At 65.3% G+C, this 18,842-nt stretch carries 17 protein-coding genes; 9 read left to right on the top strand and 8 right to left on the bottom strand.

Annotation, left to right across the window (positions count from 1 at the left end):
* The first annotated feature begins 25 nt into the window (after window positions 1-25).
* Complete coding sequence (locus tag ACK6C6_RS15440; RefSeq protein ID WP_409268026.1) at window positions 26-2,656, top strand: EAL domain-containing protein; 2,631 nt, start codon at window positions 26-28, stop codon at window positions 2,654-2,656.
* On the opposite strand, the gene xth is transcribed toward ACK6C6_RS15440, so the two are convergent.
* A complete protein-coding gene (gene xth, locus ACK6C6_RS15435; protein WP_209588737.1) occupies window positions 2,645-3,412 on the bottom strand; it encodes an exodeoxyribonuclease III in 768 nt (255 codons plus the stop codon). The two genes, ACK6C6_RS15440 and xth, sit on opposite strands and share 12 nt — an antisense overlap.
* A gap of 264 nt (window positions 3,413-3,676) precedes the next feature.
* Between xth and ACK6C6_RS15430 the strand changes: the two genes are divergently transcribed.
* From ACK6C6_RS15430 to ACK6C6_RS15415, 4 genes are all read left to right on the top strand, one after another.
* Window positions 3,677-4,309, top strand: a complete 633-nt coding sequence (locus ACK6C6_RS15430) for a tetratricopeptide repeat protein (RefSeq protein WP_409268024.1) — start codon at window positions 3,677-3,679, stop codon at window positions 4,307-4,309.
* Window positions 4,310-4,759: 450 nt separating this feature from the next.
* Window positions 4,760-5,110, top strand: coding sequence for a hypothetical protein (locus ACK6C6_RS15425; RefSeq protein ID WP_027866250.1), 351 nt, complete (start codon window positions 4,760-4,762; stop codon window positions 5,108-5,110).
* Window position 5,111: 1 nt separating this feature from the next.
* On the top strand, window positions 5,112-5,318 hold the full coding sequence (locus ACK6C6_RS15420) for a DUF1653 domain-containing protein (protein WP_409268023.1): 207 nt from the start codon (window positions 5,112-5,114) through the stop codon (window positions 5,316-5,318).
* A gap of 69 nt (window positions 5,319-5,387) precedes the next feature.
* Window positions 5,388-5,846, top strand: a complete 459-nt coding sequence (locus tag ACK6C6_RS15415; protein WP_409268021.1) for a hypothetical protein — start codon at window positions 5,388-5,390, stop codon at window positions 5,844-5,846.
* A gap of 105 nt (window positions 5,847-5,951) precedes the next feature.
* Here ACK6C6_RS15415 and ACK6C6_RS15410 read toward each other — a convergent pair whose 3' ends face one another.
* Complete coding sequence (locus tag ACK6C6_RS15410) at window positions 5,952-7,454, bottom strand: leucyl aminopeptidase (RefSeq protein ID WP_409268019.1); 1,503 nt, start codon at window positions 7,452-7,454, stop codon at window positions 5,952-5,954.
* A gap of 75 nt (window positions 7,455-7,529) precedes the next feature.
* On the opposite strand from ACK6C6_RS15410, the gene lptF reads away from it, so the two are divergent.
* From lptF to ACK6C6_RS15390, 4 genes are all read left to right on the top strand, one after another.
* The gene (gene lptF / locus ACK6C6_RS15405) at window positions 7,530-8,696 is read left to right on the top strand and encodes an LPS export ABC transporter permease LptF (RefSeq protein WP_036216344.1); all 1,167 of its coding nucleotides are present in this window, start codon (window positions 7,530-7,532) and stop codon (window positions 8,694-8,696) included.
* Complete coding sequence (gene lptG / locus ACK6C6_RS15400; RefSeq protein WP_036216346.1) at window positions 8,693-9,877, top strand: LPS export ABC transporter permease LptG; 1,185 nt, start codon at window positions 8,693-8,695, stop codon at window positions 9,875-9,877. The genes lptF and lptG overlap by 4 nt, the downstream gene beginning before the upstream one ends.
* Window positions 9,877-10,245 carry a sirohydrochlorin chelatase gene (locus tag ACK6C6_RS15395; RefSeq protein ID WP_409268016.1) on the top strand — a complete coding sequence of 123 codons (369 nt, stop codon included), beginning with the start codon at window positions 9,877-9,879 and terminating at the stop codon, window positions 10,243-10,245. Before lptG ends, ACK6C6_RS15395 begins: the two co-directional genes overlap by 1 nt.
* A gap of 201 nt (window positions 10,246-10,446) precedes the next feature.
* Window positions 10,447-12,738 carry a DUF4214 domain-containing protein gene (locus tag ACK6C6_RS15390; protein WP_409268015.1) on the top strand — a complete coding sequence of 764 codons (2,292 nt, stop codon included), beginning with the start codon at window positions 10,447-10,449 and terminating at the stop codon, window positions 12,736-12,738.
* Here ACK6C6_RS15390 and cobA read toward each other — a convergent pair.
* The 6 genes from cobA to ACK6C6_RS15360 are packed head-to-tail and all read right to left on the bottom strand — an operon-like array spanning window position 12,729 to window position 18,713.
* Window positions 12,729-13,445 carry a uroporphyrinogen-III C-methyltransferase gene (gene cobA, locus ACK6C6_RS15385; RefSeq protein WP_209588729.1) on the bottom strand — a complete coding sequence of 239 codons (717 nt, stop codon included), beginning with the start codon at window positions 13,443-13,445 and terminating at the stop codon, window positions 12,729-12,731. The two genes, ACK6C6_RS15390 and cobA, sit on opposite strands and share 10 nt — an antisense overlap.
* A gap of 13 nt (window positions 13,446-13,458) precedes the next feature.
* Window positions 13,459-14,766: a sulfate adenylyltransferase subunit 1 gene (locus ACK6C6_RS15380; protein WP_409268013.1), complete on the bottom strand. Its 1,308-nt coding sequence runs from the start codon at window positions 14,764-14,766 to the stop codon at window positions 13,459-13,461.
* Window positions 14,766-15,704, bottom strand: coding sequence for a sulfate adenylyltransferase subunit CysD (gene cysD, locus ACK6C6_RS15375; RefSeq protein WP_209588727.1), 939 nt, complete (start codon window positions 15,702-15,704; stop codon window positions 14,766-14,768). The genes ACK6C6_RS15380 and cysD overlap by 1 nt, the downstream gene beginning before the upstream one ends.
* A gap of 26 nt (window positions 15,705-15,730) precedes the next feature.
* A complete protein-coding gene (locus ACK6C6_RS15370; protein ID WP_409268012.1) occupies window positions 15,731-16,447 on the bottom strand; it encodes a phosphoadenylyl-sulfate reductase in 717 nt (238 codons plus the stop codon).
* 21 nt (window positions 16,448-16,468) lie between these two features.
* Window positions 16,469-17,032, bottom strand: a complete 564-nt coding sequence (locus tag ACK6C6_RS15365) for a DUF934 domain-containing protein (protein ID WP_409268011.1) — start codon at window positions 17,030-17,032, stop codon at window positions 16,469-16,471.
* The gene (locus tag ACK6C6_RS15360; protein ID WP_409268294.1) at window positions 17,025-18,713 is read right to left on the bottom strand and encodes a nitrite/sulfite reductase; all 1,689 of its coding nucleotides are present in this window, start codon (window positions 18,711-18,713) and stop codon (window positions 17,025-17,027) included. Before ACK6C6_RS15360 ends, ACK6C6_RS15365 begins: the two co-directional genes overlap by 8 nt.
* Between the last annotated feature and the right edge of the window lie 129 nt (window positions 18,714-18,842).

The raw sequence follows: 18,842 nt of genomic DNA, 5'->3' as shown, positions 1-18,842 counted from the left end.
GTTAGCCGAGAGACAATCACGAACCATGGACCGACACTCCGGCGAGCTCCAGCTCGGAGCAGGCGACGCCCCTGCTGACCAGGCCCTGCCGCCTGACGCCCGCGATCTTGAACACGAGATGCTGCGCATCGCCCTGCGCGACCAGCACGCCATCCTGGAAAACGCGCCGGTCGGCATCGTCTTCACGCTGCCCGGCCAGTTCAAGTCCTGCAATCCGCGCATCTGCGAGATGCTCGACTATTCCTACTCCGACATGTGCGGCCTGCGTCCGGCCGACATCTTCCTCACCCCCGACGATTACCAGGCGCTGGTGGCGGAAGCCTATCCGGTGCTGGCCGCCGGCGGCCTGTACGAAAAGGGCGAGCAAGCCTTCCGCCGGCGCGACGGCTCGATCATGTGGGCGCGCCTGCGCGGCCGCGCGGTCGACCCCGGCGCGCGCGAGGCCGGTACCATCTGGATCGCCGAGGATGTGACCGAGGTGCGCCAGACGCTGTTCGAGGTGCAGGCGATCATGCAGAACGCCACGATCGGCATCATGTACACGCGCAACCGCATCATCCAGCGCTACAACCCGGCTTTCGCCAGGATGTTCGGCTACCGCGACGGCGAGGCGCTGGGCCGCTCGACCCGCATCGTCTACCCGGACGACCAGTCCTGGCACGACTTCGGCGCGACCGCCTACCCGCAGCTGGCGCGCGGCATTCCCTACCGCGCCGAGACCGAGTTGGTGCGCAAGGACGGCTCGCGTATCTGGGGCCAGCTCAACGGCTACCTGTTCAATCCGGAAGACCCGGGACTGGGCACGATCTGGCTGTTCGAGGACCGCACCCGCGAGCGTCACGACGAGATCCAGCTGCGCAATGCACTGATGGAGAACCGCGCCATCCTCGACAACGCGGTGCTGGGCATCGCGGTGGTCGAGGACGGCGTCACCCTGCATTGCAACAGCAAGATGGAAGAGCTGTTCGGCAGCCCCGCCGGCGGCATGGACGGCGCCCCGGTGCGCGCCCTGTACCCGGACGAGGCCAGCTGGAAGCTGGCGCGCCTCGACACCGCGCGCAGCTTCGGCGCAGGGCAGGTGCACACGGCGGAATACCTGATGGCCCGGCGCGACGGCACGCGGTTCTGGGCGCGCCTGTCGGGCCGCCTGTTCGATGCCGAACAGAAGAGCGGGCGCAGCGTCTGGCTGATCGACGACGTCACCGCGCGGCGCGAGGCGGCCGACGCGATCCGGCGCGCGCGCGACGAGCTCGAGATCAGGGTAGCCGAGCGCACCGCCGAACTGGCCGGGGCCAACGCCTTGCTGCAGGAAGAAATCGCCGAACGGCGCCAGGCCGAGGCGCGGGTGCACCACATGGCCTACCACGACAGCCTGACCGGCCTGCCGAACCGCGCGCTGCTGTCCGACCGGCTCGAGTGCGCGCTGCGCGCGGCCCAGCGCAACGCCAAGGATGGCAAAGGGCGGCTGGCCGTGATGTTCCTCGACCTCGACCGCTTCAAGACCATCAACGACTCGCTCGGCCACGCCACTGGCGACCAGTTGCTGCGCGAGGTCGCGCGGCGCCTGGGCACGGCGGTGCGCGACAGCGACACCGTGGCGCGCCTGGGCGGCGACGAGTTCGTGGTGCTGCTGCCGGAGGTCGGCGGCGCGCGCGACTGCGCCCAGGTGGCAGACAAGATCATCGACCTGCTGGCAGCGCCGTTCCCGCTCGAAGGTCGCAGCCTGCACATCACGCCCTCGATCGGCATCTGCCTGTGCCCCGACGACGGCAAGGACGTCGACACCCTGATGCGCCATGCCGACGCGGCGATGTACCACGCCAAGGCGGCCGGCCGCAACAATTACCAGTTCTTCGACCAGCGCATGAACCAGGCGGCGGCGCGCCGCTTCGAGCTGGAATCGCAGCTGCGCGGGGCGCTCGCGCGCGAGGAATTCGAGCTGCACTACCAACCGATCGTCGACACCGGCACGCGCCGCCTGCACGCGCTGGAAGTGCTGCTGCGCTGGCGCCGCAACGGAGAGAATGTGGTGGGGCCTGACGAATTCATCCCGATCCTGGAAGAGAACGGAATGATCGTGCCGGTGGGGGAGTGGGTGGTCCAGAGCGCCTGCGAGCAGTGCATCGCCTGGCAGCGCCAGGGCTTGCTTGCGGTGCCGCTGGCGATCAACCTGTCGGCGCGCCAGTTCATGCACGACGCTCTGGTGTCCTCGATCCGCCGCATCGTCGGCGAGACCGGCATCGACCCCGCGCTGGTCGAATTCGAACTGACGGAGACCGCGCTGATGCAGCATGGCGGACAGACGCTCGACATCCTCCGCCAGATCAACGGCATGGGCATGCGCCTGTCGATCGACGATTTCGGCACCGGCTATTCGAGCCTGGCCTACCTGAAGCGCTTCCCGGTCCGCAAGATCAAGATCGACCGCGCCTTCGTGCGCGAGCTCGAAGCCAGTGCGGAAGACCGCGCCATCGTGGCAGCGGTGATGGCGCTGGCCAACAGCCTGGGGCTGTCGGTGGTGGCCGAAGGCGTCGAGACCGAAGGGCAGCTCGCGCTGCTGGCTGGCTACGGCTGCCAGTTCGCGCAGGGCTACCTGTTCGCGCGGCCGCTGCCGGCCCTGGAGGCGGCGCGGCTGCTGGACGGTTCAGTCGCCTAGGGTCGCCACGACGGGGGCATGGTCCGACGGCTGCTCCCACTTGCGCGTCTCGCGGTCGATGTGGCAGGCGGTGCAGCGTTTCGCCAGTGCCTCGGTGAGGAGGATATGGTCGATGCGCAGCCCGCGGTTGCGGCGGAAGGCCAGGTTGCGGTAGTCCCACCAGCTGTACTGCTTCTCCGGCTGTTCGAACAGGCGGAAGGCATCCGTCAGGCCGAGCGCCATGAGTTCCTGCAGCGCCGCGCGTTCCGGCGGGGTGAAGTGGATGTGATTTTCCCATTCGCTCGGATCGTGCACGTCGCGCGCTTCCGGGGCGATGTTGTAGTCGCCCAGCACGGCCAACTGCGAATGGCTGCGCATTTCCTCGGCCACCCAGGTGCGCAGGCCTTCCAGCCAGGCCATCTTGTAGGCGAATTTGTCGCTGCCAATTTCCTGTCCGTTCACCACATAGGCGCAGATGATGCGCATGCCGGCGATGGTCGCGGCGATCAGGCGCTGTTGCTCGTCCTCGAAATGGGGATTGCCCTTCTGGACGTCCTCGATCGGATGCTTCGACAGGATCGCCACGCCGTTATAGGTTTTCTGCCCGGCAAAAACGACCTGGTAGCCGGCGGCATTGATCTCGGCCAGCGGGAATTTGTCGTCGGTGAGCTTGGTCTCCTGGATGCACAGGACGTCGACCGGATTGGCTTCCAGCCAGGTGAGCAGGTGCTGGAGGCGGACTTTCAGCGAATTGACATTCCAGGTGGCTATTTTCATTTTGATTACAAGTCAGTATGCAGGCGGGTTTCGGAAGGTCGCAGGTAGCTGGGATTGCTCTACCCATAGTCATGGCGACAAGCTGCTGTTGAGCCAGGAAGCGACGAACATCGGGCCGCATCATACCTGATCAGCTCACCCTGCGGCCGCCGTCGACCGCCCGCAGCGAGAAGGCTCGCACGACGCAAGCCAAGGAAGTTGAATATATTGCGCCAAAGAAATTTAATTGGTAAATTGCTTATCTTTCTCAGCCTTTGACCCGATATGAAATTCTTGCTCTCTGCTACGCTCCTCTTGCCACTTTCTATGGCTTCCTTCAATGTGGCTGCCGACCCCGGTTCCTTCCCGAGACACGCTGGCAAAGTTGCCGCTGGTCCCATGAAAGAGTCGAATGAACTGCGCGACCTGAAGCGGCGCGCCTTGAGTGGAGACGTCAGCGCTAACCGGGCCCTGGGTCAGCGCTACCGTGACGGCGATGGCGTAGGCCAGGATCGGAAAGAGGCTGCCAAGTGGTTCACGGCTGCTGCCGAAAGCGATGATGCGTACTCTCAAAATGAACTGGGCTTCGCTCTGTTGAATGGGTTTGGTGTTGAGGCAAACCTGGGCCAGGCGTATAGGTGGTTCAGGACGTCGGCCCTTGCTGGAAATGCTGACGCCATGGAGAATCTTGCTTACATATATGGCAGCAGGAATCAGAGTGGTGTCATTCCCGCCAATGCACTGGCGTGCTATATGGCCGCCGCGCAGCTGGGTAGCGCAACCGCGAAGGATCAGATTGCGAAGTTGAGTGCCAGTGCTCTAAACCGGGTGAAGGCTGCTTACGCATCACATTTTCTCGAGCGCAAAGACCCGTTGAAAACATGCGTTGGAACTTACGACGACAAGCTCTTCGGCTAGCCGCAAGCAGCTAAAGGTGAATTTCCGGCGGAGCGGTGCCGTCGCCCTCGCAAGGGTCAAGACAAGCCGATGATATGACAGTTGTATTTATGCTGGTCACGCAGCAATTATTATAAAAGAGCCACTAATATTGTGTGTCGTGCAAGGCGCTATGCTAGAATAACTTAATATAATAATAAAGAAGTTGGCAAATACATGCCGTGCGGGCTGTAAAAATGTTCGCAAAAGAATTAAACTAGCGCCAAAGCATTTAACACTGTTTCTGTGTGGAATATAATAATTGCGTTACAGCAACTAACGCTGTACTATTTGCACACCTGGAAAACAAGTTCGGTTGCTACATGCACGCTCAATCGTGCGGGCATGTTGGCAAGGTGCAAAATGGTACTATTCGAAACCTTGTTTTTTCGATAGCAAATGAACCCGAACGCCGATTTACAAAGGACTGAAATGCGCAATGCATTCGAAGCGTGGGCCCAACGCGAAGGCCACATCACGCGCCGCCGCGAAGACAAGCCCGAGGAATACCTCGTCTATGAAACCCAGCGCCGCTGGGTGATCTGGCAGGCTGCCCTGACGCACGGCGCCAAGGCGGCGGCCGAGGCGCCGTCGAAGTTCGCCAAGGAAGGCGAGCAAAAGCCTGCGGTCACGCAGGACGAAGCCGCGGTGCGCAACCGCGTGCTCAACGAAGTGCTCGACGCCTTCAGCGAGCTGGATGAAGCCGCCGGCATGGAAGGCGTGCTGAAGGTCATCCAGGGCCTCAAGAAGAAGCAGAAGACGCTGGAAGAGACCAAGGCCTGAATTGGCGGCGGCACGGCGCTACCGCCATTACAAGGGCGGCATCTACGAGCTGGTCTGCGAAGCCGTCATGGAAGCGGACCACACGCCCGTGATGGTCTACCGCGGCAAGGACGGCGCCGTCTGGGTGCGTCCGCGCGCCGCCTTCTTCGAGACCGTCAGCGTCGAGGGCGTAGCCGTGCCGCGCTTTTCCGTCATCGGGGACGAATAGCGTCCTGCCCTTCAGGATACGCTCTTGCCTGCCGTTAATGGGGCATACAGTATTTCTGGCAGGCCCCCCATGTCGCGTTTTTCCCGCTTTTCCCTCCCATTCCTGTTCGCACCGCTCGTCCTGGGAGGCTGTGCCACCGTGTCCGATGCGCCCCTGCAGCAACAGGTCGAACTGCACGCCGTGCTCGATTACCAGGAAGTCGGCGGGGTGGGCTGCCTCCTAAGCAATAATCTCGGGCGCTGGTTCGTAGTGGCGCCCGGCCGCGTCACCATCTCACGCAGCGCCGAACCCCTGGTCGTCAGCTGCAAGAAGGCGGGCCTGGGGATGGGGCAGGAAGCGTTCGGATCGCGCCCCGATGCGATGAGCCTGATGGGCAATGTGGTGATCACTGCCGGCATGGGATTCGTGGTGGACAAGTATTCGGGCGCCAGCTGGTCGTATCCCGCCAACCTCACCGTGTTGATGACACCGGCGCAGCCGCCCGAGGAACTGGCGGCGGCCGAGCGGGTCCAGAGCGCCGTTTTTTAAGGTATAAAATGCAACAGCCCCGCATGCGGGGCTGTTTTTCTTGGTGAAATAATATTTCACCCTGGCGCCCTGATGAAAGAATATTTCATCGGAGCGCCCTGCGTTTTACACGCGGTTCATCAGGAAGGTGGTCAGCAGCGGCACCGGACGGCCGGTCGCGCCCTTGTTCGCACCCGACTTCCAGGCGGTGCCGGCGATGTCCAGGTGGGCCCAGGTGTACTTGCGGGTGAAGTTCTCCAGGAAGCAGGCCGCGGTGATCGAGGCCGCGCCCGGGGTGCCGATGTTGGCCAGGTCGGCGAAGTTCGACTTCAGCTGCTCGTTGTAGTTCTCGCCCAGCGGGAAGCGCCATGCCACGTCGCCGGCCTGCTTGCCGGCGTCCAGCAGTTCCTGGGCCAGCGCGTCGTGCGCGTCGTCGTGGCGGGTGAACAGGCCGCTGGTGTGGTGGCCCAGGGCCACGATGCAGGCGCCGGTCAGCGTCGCGACGTCGACCACGGCGGCCGGCTTGAAGCGCTCGGCGTAGGTGAGGGCGTCGCACAGGATCAGGCGGCCTTCGGCGTCGGTGTTCAGGATCTCGATGGTGAGGCCGTTCATCGAGGTCACGATGTCGCCCGGCTTGCTTGCGCGGCCCGACGGCATGTTTTCGCAGGCCGCCACGATGCCGATCACGTTCAGCTTGAGATTCATCTCGCCGATCGCGCGGAAGGTGCCCAGCACCGAGCCGGCGCCGCACATGTCGTACTTCATCTCGTCCATGCCCGGACCCGGCTTGAGCGAGATGCCGCCGGTGTCGAAGGTGATGCCCTTGCCGACCAGCACGGTCGGGGCATCCTTCTTGTTGCCGCCCATGTGCTTGAGCACGATGAACTTCGGCGCTTCGTCGCTGCCCTTGGCCACCGACAGGAAGCTGCCCATCTTCAGCGCCTCGAGCTGCTTGCGCTCCAGGACTTCGATCTCGAAGCCATACTCGTCCGCCAGCTGGCGCGCAGTGTTGGCCAGGTAGGTTGGGGTGCAGACGTTCGGCGACAGGTTGCCCAGTTCCTTGGTCAGGGCCATGCCGTTCGAGATGGCGACGGCCTGGGCCAGGGTGCCCTTGAGCTGGGTGGCGGCGTTGGCGGCGTCGGCGGCGATGACGATCTTGCGCACGCCTGCCAGGGCCGGATCCTTCTTGCTCTTCTGGGTATCAGTTCTGTGTTCGGTCTCATTGGCGGCGATCACCAGTGCACGCACCGCCCAGTTGACGTCGCGGTCTTTCACATCCGCCAGCGGGAATGCGATAATGGCATCCTGGCTGCCCAGGGTGGCGAATACCTTCAGGGCCGCGCCGATCGCGGTGCTGTAGTTCTTTTCGCTCAAGGCATCGGCCGTGCCCATGCCCACCAGCAGCACGCGTGCCGCGCCGACGCCTTTCACGCCGCGCAGCAGCAGGGTCGAACCGGCCTTGCCGCTGATGTCGCCGGACTTGAGCGCCGCGGTGATGTCGCCGCCGGCATCCAGGGCCTTGGCAGCCTGCGACAGGGTCTTGTTTTCGAACACGGCAACCGCCACCACGCCGGCTTTCGCGGCGGCCAGGGTGGTCTTGGTGTCGAATGCTTTTATGCTAAAGTCCATTTTTGGTTCTCCGGTTTGATTTCGCGGCGCATTTGCATACTCATGTGCCTAACCTGCAATTATAGCTATTATTGAATGATCTTTCGACGCGCCCTGCAACGTGAATTGGCCAGTTCGGCCGGCGCCACCTTTACGGTGCTGTTCACGATCCTTGTCACCTGGACGCTCATCAAAGTCCTCGGCACGGCCGCCGGCGGCAAGGTCGATCCAAGCGATGTCCTGGCCCTCATCGGTTTCGCCATCCTCAATTACCTTCCCACCATCCTGACCCTCACCGTCTTCATTTCGGTGCTGGCGGCGGTCACGCGCAGCTACCGCGATTCCGAGATGGTCGTCTGGTTCGCTTCCGGCACCTCGCTGATGCGCTGGATCCGCCCCGTGCTCACCTTCGGCCTGCCGATCGTGGCCGTGGTGGCCGCGCTGTCGCTGGTGGCGGCGCCATGGGCCGCGCTGAAGCGCGCCGAGTTCGTGGAGCGCTTCCAGAAGCGCGAAGACCTCAAGCGCGTGGCGCCCGGCCAGTTCCGCGAATCCTCGTCCGCCGACCGCGTGTTCTTCGTCGAACGCTCCACCACCGGCGCCACCGTGGTGCAGAATGTGTTCGTCAATTCGCAGGACAAGAACGGCAATACCTCGGTCGTCGTCGCCAAGGAAGGCGTGATCGAGTCGGATTCCAAGGGCGGCCAGTACCTGGTGCTGAGCAATGGCCGGCGCTATTCCGGCACCCCGGGGCAGGCCGACTTCCAGTCGATGGAGTTCGACCGCTACAAGATGCGCGTCGCCACCCGGGTGCCGGTGCTCGGCACCGACACGCCCACCAACGCCTTGCCCACCGCGGTGCTGCTGCAGGTCGAGAACCAGTACACCCGCGCCGAACTGCTGGCGCGCATCTCGGCGCCGGTCATCTGCCTGGTGCTGATGCTGCTGGCGATTCCGCTCGGCTTCGTCAACCCGCGCGCCGGCAGTTCGGCCAACATGATCCTGGCGCTGCTGATTTTCTTCACTTACCTGAACCTGAACAAGATGATGGAAAAGAGCGTCCAGCGCGGCAGGCTCGAATTCGACATGGCCTGGTGGCCGCTGCACCTGGCCGCCGCGCTCACCGTGGCGGTGCTGTTCGCCTGGCGCCTGAACGTCAACCACCGCTGGCATCCGCTGGCGCTGCTGGGCGCCTGGAAGCGCCGCCGACGCGGGCAGGGCAAGGCCCCGGCTCCCCAGCCGCTGGCGAAGGCGGAGGCCGAATGAGCATCCTGCAACGCTATTTCGCGGTCAACATCCTGCAGGCGGTCGCCTTCGTGGCGGTCGCCTTCCTCGCCCTGATCTCCTTCATGGACCTGACCGCCGAGCTGCCTTCGGTGGGCAAGGGCGGCTACGAATTCGAGCATGCGGTGATGTACGTGCTGCTGCTGGTGCCGGGCAACGTCTACCAGGTGATGCCGGTGGCGGCCCTGATCGGCACCATCTACACGATGGCGCAGTTCGCCTCGAGCTCCGAGTTCACCATCATGCGCGCCTCCTCGATGTCGACGCGCATGGCGGGCTGGATGCTGTTCAAGGTCGGCCTCGTGCTGGTCTTGATCACCTTCATCTTCGGCGAGCTGATCACGCCGCGCACGGCGCCGATGGCCGAGCGCGTGCGCCTGGCGGCGAAGGGCTCGACCATGTCGGCCGAGTTCCGCTCGGGCATGTGGACCAAGGACAGCATCCATGCCGAGGGCGTCAAGGGCCCGGTGATCGGCACGCGCTTCTTCAACGTGCGCCAGGTCCGTTCCGACGGCCAGCTGGTCGACGTGCGCCTGTACGAATTCGACGCCAACATGCGCATGCGCGCCCTGATCACCGCCAGCAGCGGCAGCTACCGCGGCAACAATACCTGGCGCCTGCTTGGTGTCACCGAGACCATGTTCTCCAACAGCCGCGTGCTGCCCGCGCCGGGTACGCCGGTGCCGCAGGGGCAGTCGATTGCCGCCACCTTCGGCCAGGACACCTCCGCCGTCGCCACCCGCAAGCTCGACAGCCTCGACCTGGCCTCGGAAATCACCCCCAAGATCCTGTCGGTGTCGCGTTCCGACCCCGAGCGCATGTCGGCCAACGAACTGGCCGTCTACACGCGCCACCTGGCGGAAAACCGCCAGGAGACCGGTCGCTTCAAGGTGGCGTTCTGGAAGAAGCTCATCGATCCGCTGTCGATCCTGGTGCTGATGGCGCTGGCGCTGCCCTTCGCCTACCTGCACACGCGCAGCGGCGGCGTGAGCCTCAAGATCTTTGTCGGCATCATGATCGGCGTCGGCTTCCTGCTGCTGAACGCCTTGTTCTCGAACCTGGGCGTCCTGACCGCGCTGCCGGCCTTCTTCACGGCGGCCGCACCGAGCCTGCTGTTCCTGTTGCTGGCGATCGGCGCCCTGATGTGGGTGGAAAGACATTGATGAAACGCGCACTCGTCCTGTTTGCACATGGCGCGCGTGCCCAATCCTGGGCCGCGCCCTTCGAGCGCCTGCGCGAGCAGTCGCAGGCCCGGCTGCCTGGCGTACCCGTGCGCCTGGCCTTCCTCGAACTGATGGAACCGCGCCTGCCCGCCGCCATCGACGCGCTGGTGGGCGAGGGCGTCGACGAGATCACGGTGGTGCCGGTGTTCCTGGGCCAGGGCGGCCACCTGCTGCGCGACCTGCCGCAGCTGGCGGACGGCATTCGCGCCGCGCATCCGGGCCTGCGCCTGGAGGTGGCCGGCGCGATCGGCGAAGATCCGCAGGTGCAGGCGGCCATGACCGACTATTGCATCCGCGCGCTTGGCTAAAGCATTTTTGTCGTCCTGTCCAGTTCGGTGCTGGCAAAGCACTAAGAGACTTGGCAAAACCGGCAATATTACGTTGGTTTTTAGTCGCATTGCCGCATGGAATTTAATTTCCGTCTTTAAATACTGGTTGCCGTAGGGCATCATCGTTTCTGTTCAGTGCCGCGCACGCCCGCGCGGCCAGCTTTCAGAAACCTGCCGCCCATGAGCACCGATACCACCGATTACGCCCCAGTCGGCATCCTCGACGACCGCGATGTCCTGTTCACCACCCTGCGCAGCGGCGAGCTCGCCGCCACGCTGACCCCGATCGACTGGGGCCTGCCGACCGGCGGGCGCTGGGTCATCGATGGCCAGTCGGTGCCTGGCTTGTTCTCGATTTCCTACAACCCGGCGACCGACACCACGGCGCGCCTGATCCTCAATGACGCGGCGCTGCTGCCGGCCGCCGGCAGCGGCGTGGCGGTCACCGTGCATTACTACGACCGCTACCAGATCGATGGCTACGGCAATCCGCTGCCGGGCAAGGGCATCGCCGAGACCCTGGTGTACAGCGTCGAAGCCGGCAGCTCGCGCGACCTGGCCGGGTTCGGCAGCGAGTTCGCCCTCGGTGCGGCGGCGCCTTCCGCCAATCCCGAACTGGCGACGCTGTCGACCGGCGCGTTCATCGCGGTCTGGCAGGCGCCGAACGGCAGCGTGGTCGGGCAGCTGCGCAGCGCCAGCGGCGCCGCACAAGGGCAGGTCATCGCCATCAGTTCGACCGGCGACGGCGCCGTGGAAGGCGCGCCCGCGGTGGCCGCGCTGGCGGACGGCCGTTCGGTGGTGGCCTACACCAGCACCGACGGCCTGGGCACCCGCATCGCCTACCGCGTCCTCGACGCCGGAGGCAATCCGGGCGCCGAAGTCGTCGTCGGCGCCGCCGGCCTTGACACGGCCATGCCCGACGTGACCGCATTGCGCGACGGCTCCTTTGCGATCGCCTGGCGCAGCGGCGGCCAGGTGCACGTGCGCAGCGCCGATGCCAACGGCAACCCGATTGGCGCGGAGCAGGTCTACGGCACGCTGGGGACGGCCTTCAGCCCGAGCATCGCCGCCGGCGCCGGCGGCTACGTCGTCGCCTGGGGCGAGCTGGGCGACGGCAACGTCTACGCCGCGCAGGCCGGCGGCGCGACGATCCTGGTGAGCGGCGACGGGCTGGCCGCCAGCATCGCCACGGCGGCGCCGCAGCCGAGCGTCACCGTGCTGGCCGGGGGCGGCTTCGTGGTGACCTGGGACAGCTATGCAAACTCTCCGTGGGGGTTCGCGAGCAGCGACATCTTCTTCCAGCGCTTCGACGCCGCCGGCAATCGCCTGGGCGACATGACGCAGGCCAACCTGGACGCCGGCGGCGGCCGCTTCGAGGCCAGCACGGTCGCGCTGGCCGACGGCGGCTTCCTGGTCGCATGGCAGAGCGGGAGCGGCGACTTCGACGGCAACGGCGTCTTCGGCCGGCGCTTCGCCGCCGACGGCAGCGCACTCGATGCGCGCGAATTCGGGATCAACGAAATGCGCCAGGGAGACCAGGCCAACCCGGTCCTGAGCGCACTCGCGGGTGGCGGATTCGCCGCCGCCTGGATCGATACCCAGGCCGATGGGACGGTGCAGGTCGAGGCCCGCGTGCTGGCCGGGATCGAGTCGCCGCCGATGGTCTCCGCGCCAGCGACGGGCACGGCGCCGGAGCCAGTCCCGGCTCCAGCGCCGGCCCCAGTTCCAGCGCCGGCCCCGGCCCCGGCCCCGGCCCCGGCCCCGGCTCCAGCTCCGGCTCCGGCTCCGGCCCCCACGCCATCCACGGGTTCGGGCAGCACCGGCACCACCACCGGCAGCGGCTCCTCCATCGTTCCCACGGTGAGCGGCAGCGATGGCGCCAACCTGATCAAGGCAATGGCGGGCAACCAGAGAATCGACGGCCTGGGCGGCATCGACACGATCGAGTATGGCAGCTACAAGAGCCTGTTCGACATCACGCGCACCGCGACCGGCACGACCGTCGTCGATCGCTTCGGCGCCGGCGGCACCGACACGCTGGTGAACGTCGAGCGCCTGAAGTTCGCCGACGTCTCGGTGGCGCTGGACATCGAGGGCACCGCCGGCCAGGCCTACCGCCTGTACCGGGCAGCCTTCGACCGCGCGCCGGACAAGGAGGGCGTGGGCTACTGGATCAAGATGATGGATGCGGGCGTGACGCTGGAGCAGGTGGCGGCAGGCTTCGCCGGCAGCGACGAATTCAAGAGCCTGTACGGCGCCAACGCGAGCGACGCGCAGTTCGTGGGACTCCTGTACAACAACGTGCTGCACCGGAGCGCCGAAGGCGCGGGCTACGATTACTGGATGAAGGCGCTGACCGAGCTGCACACCCCGCGCGAGCAGGTGCTGGCCTTCTTCAGCGAGAGCGCCGAGAACCAGGCGCAGGTGATCGGGGCGATCCAGAACGGGATCGAGTTCACGCCCTACGTCTGATGTTCGCGTTTGGCGAGCGCCTCGCCGAGCATCACCAGCACCGGCCCATGCCCCGGCTCCAGGCCGCGGGCCAGGTCAGATAAAGTCAGGCGCAAAATCCGTTCGTCCGAACGGCTGCAATTCTCCACCACCACCACCGGCAGGTCCGGCCGCCGCCCTTCCGCCAGCAGGCGCTCGGCGGTGGCCGCGGCTTCGCGCCCGCCCATGTACTGCACCAGGGTGTCGGTCTCGGGCAGGGCCGGGTGATCGGGCTGGTCCGGCGCGGTGCTGGACGTGAAGAAGGCGACGCTGCGCGCCACGCCGCGCTTGGTGAGCGGCTGCTTCGTCGCAGCCGCGGCGGCAACCGCGGTGGTGATGCCGGGGACGACTTCGACCTCGATGCCGGCCGCTTCCAGCGCGCGCAGTTCTTCGTCGGCGCGCCCGAACAGCATCGGATCGCCGCCTTTCAAGCGCACCACCTGCCGGAACTTGCCGGCGCATTCGACCAGCTGCTGGTTGATGATGGTTTGCGCGGTGGAGCGCTGGCCCGAGCGCTTGCCGACGGAAATCAGCTCCGCCTGGCGGCACAAAGCCAGCATCTCGGGCGTGACGAGGGCGTCGTAGAGCACGACGTCGGCCTGCTCCAGCAGGCGCGCGCCGCGTACGGTGATGAGGTCGGCGGCACCGGGTCCGGCTCCTACCAGATAGACTTTCCCCAGTGCCGCCATACGCTTCCTTCGCTTATTGATCCAGACGGATCATACCCGCTGCGACGGTCTGGTGGGTGACTTCGTCGATCAGGATGAAGGCGCCCGTTGCGCGGTTGTCGCAATAGGCGTCGGCCGCCAGCGGCTGCTGGACCGAGAGCTGCACGGTGGCGATGTCGTTCAGCTTCAGGCCTTCTGCCGCATGACGTTGCTGGGTGTTGACGTCCAGGATGCTGTCCAACTGCTTGACCTTGGCGGCGGTCTGGCGCGTGCCGTGCTTGATCCAGTACTTGCGGCGCGCATCGAGCGGCTCGTCCGACATCCAGCACACGTCCGCCACTACCTGCTTGAGCTGGGTTGCCGGCTGCTCGGCGCTGGCGAGCAGGTCGCCGCGCGAGATGTCCAGGTATTCGTTCAGCAGCAGGGTGACCGACTGGCCGGCCACGGCCGATTGCAGGGAAGCGTCGAAGGTGACGATCTCCTTGACGGTCGCCTGCTGGCCCGAAGGCTGCACCACCAGCTTGTCGCCGACCGAGACCTTGCCCGATTCGATGCGGCCCATGTAGCCGCGGAAGTCGTTGGCTTCGTGGCCGTTGTGGCGCGCCACCAGCTGTACCGGGAAGCGGAACGGGGCGGCGTGCGATTCGTCGTAGACCGACAGGCCTTCGAGCAGCTCGATCAGGGTCGGGCCCTGGTACCAGGGCATGCGCTCGGAGGCGAGCACCACGTTGTCGCCGCTGAGTGCCGACAGCGGGATCGCGGTCACGTCCTTCAGGCCCAGCGACCGGGCGAACTCGCCGTAGGCGGCGACGATGCGCTCGTACACGGTCTGGTCGTAGTTCACCAGGTCCATCTTGTTGACGGCCACGATCACGTGCTCGATCTGCAGCAGCTTGGCGATGGTCGAGTGGCGCTTGGTTTGCGTGAGCAGGGTCACGCTGCCGTCGTCGCCCAGCTTCACTTTCGAGACGTCCACCAGGATGATCACGGCGTCGGCGGTCGAGGCGCCGGTGACCATGTTACGGGTGTACTGCTCGTGGCCCGGGGTGTCGGCAATGATGAACTTGCGCTTCGGCGTGGCGAAGTAGCGGTAGGCCACGTCGATGGTGATGCCCTGTTCGCGCTCGGCTTCCAGGCCGTCGGTCAGCAGCGACAGGTCGATGGTGTCGCCCACGGTGCGCTTGTGCTTCGAGCGCGAGACGGCGGCCAGCTGGTCGGCGAAGATGCCCTTGCTGTCGTACAGCAGGCGCCCGATCAGGGTGCTTTTGCCGTCGTCGACGGAGCCGGCGGTGATGAAGCGGAGCATGCCGCTTTGATTGAGGTTATCGGTCATGGCGTTCATCAGAAATATCCTTGCTTCTTGCGCTTTTCCATCGAGGCTTCGGAGGTCTGGTCGTCCATCCGGGTCGCGCCGCGTTCGGTCACCTCGGTGACGGCGGTTTCGGCGATGATGTTCTCCACCGTGCTGGCGGTGGACGCCACCGGGCAGGTGCAGGAGATGTCGCCCACGGTGCGGAAGCGCACGGTGCGGGTCTCGACCTGCTCGCCTTCGCGGGCCGGGGTCAGCGGGGTGAGCGGCACCAGCAGGCCGTTGCGCGGGATGACCTGGCGCTCGTGCGCGAAGTAGATCGGGGGCAGGGCCAGCTTTTCGCGGGCGATGTACTGCCACACATCCAGCTCGGTCCAGTTCGAGATCGGGAATACGCGCATGTTCTCGCCCGGGTGGACGCGGGTGTTATACAGGTCCCACAGTTCCGGGCGCTGGGCCTTCGGGTCCCATTGGCCGAATTCGTCGCGGAAGGAGAAGATGCGCTCCTTGGCGCGCGCCTTTTCCTCGTCGCGGCGGGCGCCGCCGATGCAGGCGTCGAAACCGTGTTCGGCGATGGTCTCCAGCAGGGTCACGGCCTGGGCCGCGTTGCGCGAATCGGTCTGCGGATTACGCAGGCGCACGGTGCCGCGCCGGATCGACTCCTCGACCGAGCCGACGATCAGGCGCTCGCCCAGTTCCGCGACTCTAGCGTCGCGGAATTCGATCACTTCGTCGAAGTTGTGGCCGGTGTCGATGTGCACCAGCGGGAAGGGGAATTTACCCGGGCGGAAGGCCTTTTCGGCCAGGCGCAGCAGGACAACCGAATCCTTGCCGCCCGAGAACAGCAGGGCAGGGTTGCTGCATTCGGCGGCCACCTCGCGCAGGATGTGGATGGCCTCGGATTCGAGGGCGTCGAGGTGGCGCGCATTCACGTCGGTGAGCACGCCCGGGTTGTCGAATACTGTCGTCATGTTGTTTTGCCTTTGGGTGAGCTGCTTTACGCGGCCACGGATTTGATGCGAATGAGTTTGCCGTCGACCACGTGCAGGCCGCATTCCTTCGATTCGGGGTTTTCCCACCACCAGCGGCCGGCGCGCACGTCCTCGCCCGGCTGGATCGCGCGGGTGCAGGGCTCGCAGCCGATCGACGGATAGCCGCGGTCGTGCAGGGCGTTGTAGGGCACGTCGTTGGAACGCAGGTAGTCCCACACGTTTTCCTCGGACCAGTCGGCCAGCGGGTTGAACTTCTGCATGCCGTGGGCGGCATCGTCTTCCTGTACGGCCAGTTCGGCGCGGGTGGTCGACTGGGCGCGGCGCTGGCCGGTGATCCAGGCCTGCTTGCCGGCCAGGGCACGGCCCAAAGGCTCGACCTTGCGCACGCGGCAGCATTCCTTGCGCATCTCGACGCTGTCGTAGAAGGCGTTCAGGCCGTTCTGCGCCACGTAGGCTTCGACCGCTTCCGGCTGCGGCTTGAACAGGGCGATATCAATGCCGTAGGTCTCGCGTACGCGATTGAGCATGTCGAGGGTCTCGGCATGCAGGCGGCCGGTCTCGAGCGAGAAGATCCCGATCGGCAGCTTCGCTTTGAGGATCAGGTCGGTCAGGACCATGTCCTCGGCCGCCAGGCTCGATGCGAACACGGCGGGCGAGTAATCGCGGGCGATGCGCGCCAGGATGGCGTTCGTTTCTTCGACGCGGCGATGGAGGTCGCTCATGGTGGTTCCTTGAATGCTTCCTTAGATACCGGCGCCGACGTCGGTCAGTTCCGGCGGCGTGCCGCGCGGCGCGCGGCGGAACAGCGGCAGCGGCTGGTCGACCGAGGCCTGGTAGGTTTCCGAGAACACGCTCAGGCCCTTGAGCGCGTCATGGATGCTACGGTCCTGGCGGGTGGCGAAGGCATCGAAGCCGACGCGCGACAGGGGCCACAACTGGTCGCGCAGCACGTCGCCGATCGCGCGCAGCTCGCCGGTATAGGCCAGGCGCTTGCGCAGGTTGAAGGCGGTCGAGTAGCCGCGGCCGTCCGAGAACTTCGGGAAGTCGACGGCGATGACGCCAAAGCGGTCCAGGTCGTCCTTGATGGCGGCCGCCTGCTCGTCCGGCGCCAGCCAGACGCCGATCTCGCTGCGGCCGGAAAGCAGAGCGCGCTGCGCCTGCCACACGCCCAGCGGCACGATGAACTTGCCTTCCGGGACCTCGACGGTTTCCGGCGTTTCGCCCTCCAGTAGGCGCAGCACGCTCCAGTCGTCCTCGACCACTTCGCGATGTTTGATGATCTGCTTGTGCAGGACGAAATTAGGCATAGTGGTCTTCCCCAACCAGTTCGCCCGCCGCGATCGGCGTGGCATAGACATGTTCCTTGAACGGCGCGATGCCGAGGCGCTGCACGGTGTCGACGAAACGTTCGCCTTCATAGCGCTCGCGCACATAGACTTCCAGCAGGCGGCCGACCACTTCCGGCATCTGCAGCGCCGAGAAGGACGGGCCGATGATCTTGCCGATCGCCGAGTTGTTACCCTGCGAGCCGCCGATCGACACCTGGTACCATTCGCTGCCGTCCTTGTCGACGCCGAGGATGCCGATGGCGCCCACGTGGTGGTGGCCGCAGGCGTTGATGCAACCCGAGATGTTCAGTTCGATGTCGCCGATGTCGTGCTGGAAGTCGAGGTTGTCGAAACGCTCGGCAATCGCCGCCGCGATCGGGATCGACTTGGCATTCGCCAGCGAGCAGAAGTCGCCGCCCGGGCAGGCGATGATGTCGGTCAGCAGGCCGATGTTCGGCGTCGCCAGGCCCTTGGCCTTGGCCAGCTGCCACAGTTCGAACAGCTTCGATTGCTCGACGTCGGCCAGCACCAGGTTCTGCTCGTGGGTCACGCGCAGTTCGCCGAAGCTGTACTTGTCGGCCAGGTCGGCCACGAAGTCCATCTGCTCGGCGGTCGCGTCGCCCGGCGGCACGCCGGTTTTCTTGAGCGACAGCACCACGGCGGCATAGCCCGGCACCTTGTGCGGCTTGACGTTGCGGTTGAGCCAGTTGGCAAAGGCGCGGTTGTCCGGATGCTGGGCGGTCGGATCGGTGTCTTCGAGCGTGGCGTAGCCGTGCGGCTGGAACCACTGGGCGACGCGGTCGAATTCTTCCTGGGTCAGGGTTTCCGGACCGTCCTTCAGGTCGACCCATTCGGCCTCGACCTGGCGGGTGAATTCCTCGACGCCGAGGGCCTTCAGCAGGATCTTGATGCGGGCCTTGTACTTGTTGTCGCGGCGGCCGTGCTGGTTGTACACGCGCATCACGGCTTCGGTATAGGTCAGCAGGTGCTGCCAGGGCAGGAATTCGCGGATGACCGAGCCCAGGATCGGGGTACGGCCCATGCCGCCGCCGGCCATGAACTTGAAGCCGACTTCGCCAGCATCGTTCCTCACCAGGGTCAGGCCGATGTCGTGGATGGCGATCGCGGCGCGGTCTTCGACGGCGCCGTTGATCGCCACCTTGAACTTGCGCGGCAGGGCGATGAACTCGGGGTGGAAGGTGCTCCACTGGCGCAGGATCTCGGCGAACGGACGCGGATCGATGATCTCGTCGGCGGCGACGCCGGCAAATTCGTCGGTGGTGATGTTGCGGATGCAATTGCCCGAGGTCTGGATGGCGTGCATCTCGACCGAGGCCAGGTCTTCCAGGATCTGCGGAGTCTGCTCCAGCTCGATCCAGTTGTACTGGATGTTCTGGCGGGTGGTGAAGTGGCCGTAACCGCGGTCATACTTACGGGCAATATGAGCGAACATGCGCATCTGCTTCGACGCCAGCAGGCCATAGGGCACGGCCACGCGAAGCATGTAGGCGTGGCGTTGCATATACAGGCCGTTCTGGAGGCGCAGGGGGATGAATTCTTCTTCGGTCAGCTCATCGTTCAGGCGGCGTTCCACCTGGCTGCGGTACTGCGCGATGCGTTCGCGCACGATGAGATGGTCGTAGTGGTCGTAGCGGTACATGGTCTCGTCCAGTGAGGGCAGACCTTGCAAACATTGTCCACCCGTTAAATGTATGGCCAAGTGTACGGATGGGTGCTTATATTCCAAACTACGGAGAATTCATTTGCTTATATGCGTAACTTGAATAAG

It is taken from the genome of Massilia sp. BHUDP2 (assembly GCF_046236355.1).
Taxonomy (GTDB): domain Bacteria; phylum Pseudomonadota; class Gammaproteobacteria; order Burkholderiales; family Burkholderiaceae_D; genus Telluria; species Telluria varians.
The sequence above is the reverse complement of the archived record's forward strand: the minus strand, read 5'-3'. Positions and strand labels throughout refer to the sequence as shown.

Coding starts and splice junctions, on each gene's coding strand:
- ACK6C6_RS15440 (WP_409268026.1), top strand. CDS start 26: ATGGACCGACACTCCGGCGAGCTCCAGCTCGGAGCAGGCGACGCCCCT.
- ACK6C6_RS15410 (WP_409268019.1), bottom strand. CDS start 7,454: ATGGACTTTAGCATAAAAGCATTCGACACCAAGACCACCCTGGCCGCC.
- ACK6C6_RS15425 (WP_027866250.1), top strand. CDS start 4,760: ATGCGCAATGCATTCGAAGCGTGGGCCCAACGCGAAGGCCACATCACG.
- lptF (WP_036216344.1), top strand. CDS start 7,530: ATGATCTTTCGACGCGCCCTGCAACGTGAATTGGCCAGTTCGGCCGGC.
- cobA (WP_209588729.1), bottom strand. CDS start 13,445: ATGGCGGCACTGGGGAAAGTCTATCTGGTAGGAGCCGGACCCGGTGCC.
- lptG (WP_036216346.1), top strand. CDS start 8,693: ATGAGCATCCTGCAACGCTATTTCGCGGTCAACATCCTGCAGGCGGTC.
- xth (WP_209588737.1), bottom strand. CDS start 3,412: ATGAAAATAGCCACCTGGAATGTCAATTCGCTGAAAGTCCGCCTCCAG.
- ACK6C6_RS15415 (WP_409268021.1), top strand. CDS start 5,388: ATGTCGCGTTTTTCCCGCTTTTCCCTCCCATTCCTGTTCGCACCGCTC.
- ACK6C6_RS15380 (WP_409268013.1), bottom strand. CDS start 14,766: ATGAACGCCATGACCGATAACCTCAATCAAAGCGGCATGCTCCGCTTC.
- ACK6C6_RS15360 (WP_409268294.1), bottom strand. CDS start 18,713: ATGTACCGCTACGACCACTACGACCATCTCATCGTGCGCGAACGCATC.
- ACK6C6_RS15365 (WP_409268011.1), bottom strand. CDS start 17,032: ATGCCTAATTTCGTCCTGCACAAGCAGATCATCAAACATCGCGAAGTG.
- ACK6C6_RS15430 (WP_409268024.1), top strand. CDS start 3,677: ATGAAATTCTTGCTCTCTGCTACGCTCCTCTTGCCACTTTCTATGGCT.
- ACK6C6_RS15395 (WP_409268016.1), top strand. CDS start 9,877: ATGAAACGCGCACTCGTCCTGTTTGCACATGGCGCGCGTGCCCAATCC.
- cysD (WP_209588727.1), bottom strand. CDS start 15,704: ATGACGACAGTATTCGACAACCCGGGCGTGCTCACCGACGTGAATGCG.
- ACK6C6_RS15370 (WP_409268012.1), bottom strand. CDS start 16,447: ATGAGCGACCTCCATCGCCGCGTCGAAGAAACGAACGCCATCCTGGCG.
- ACK6C6_RS15390 (WP_409268015.1), top strand. CDS start 10,447: ATGAGCACCGATACCACCGATTACGCCCCAGTCGGCATCCTCGACGAC.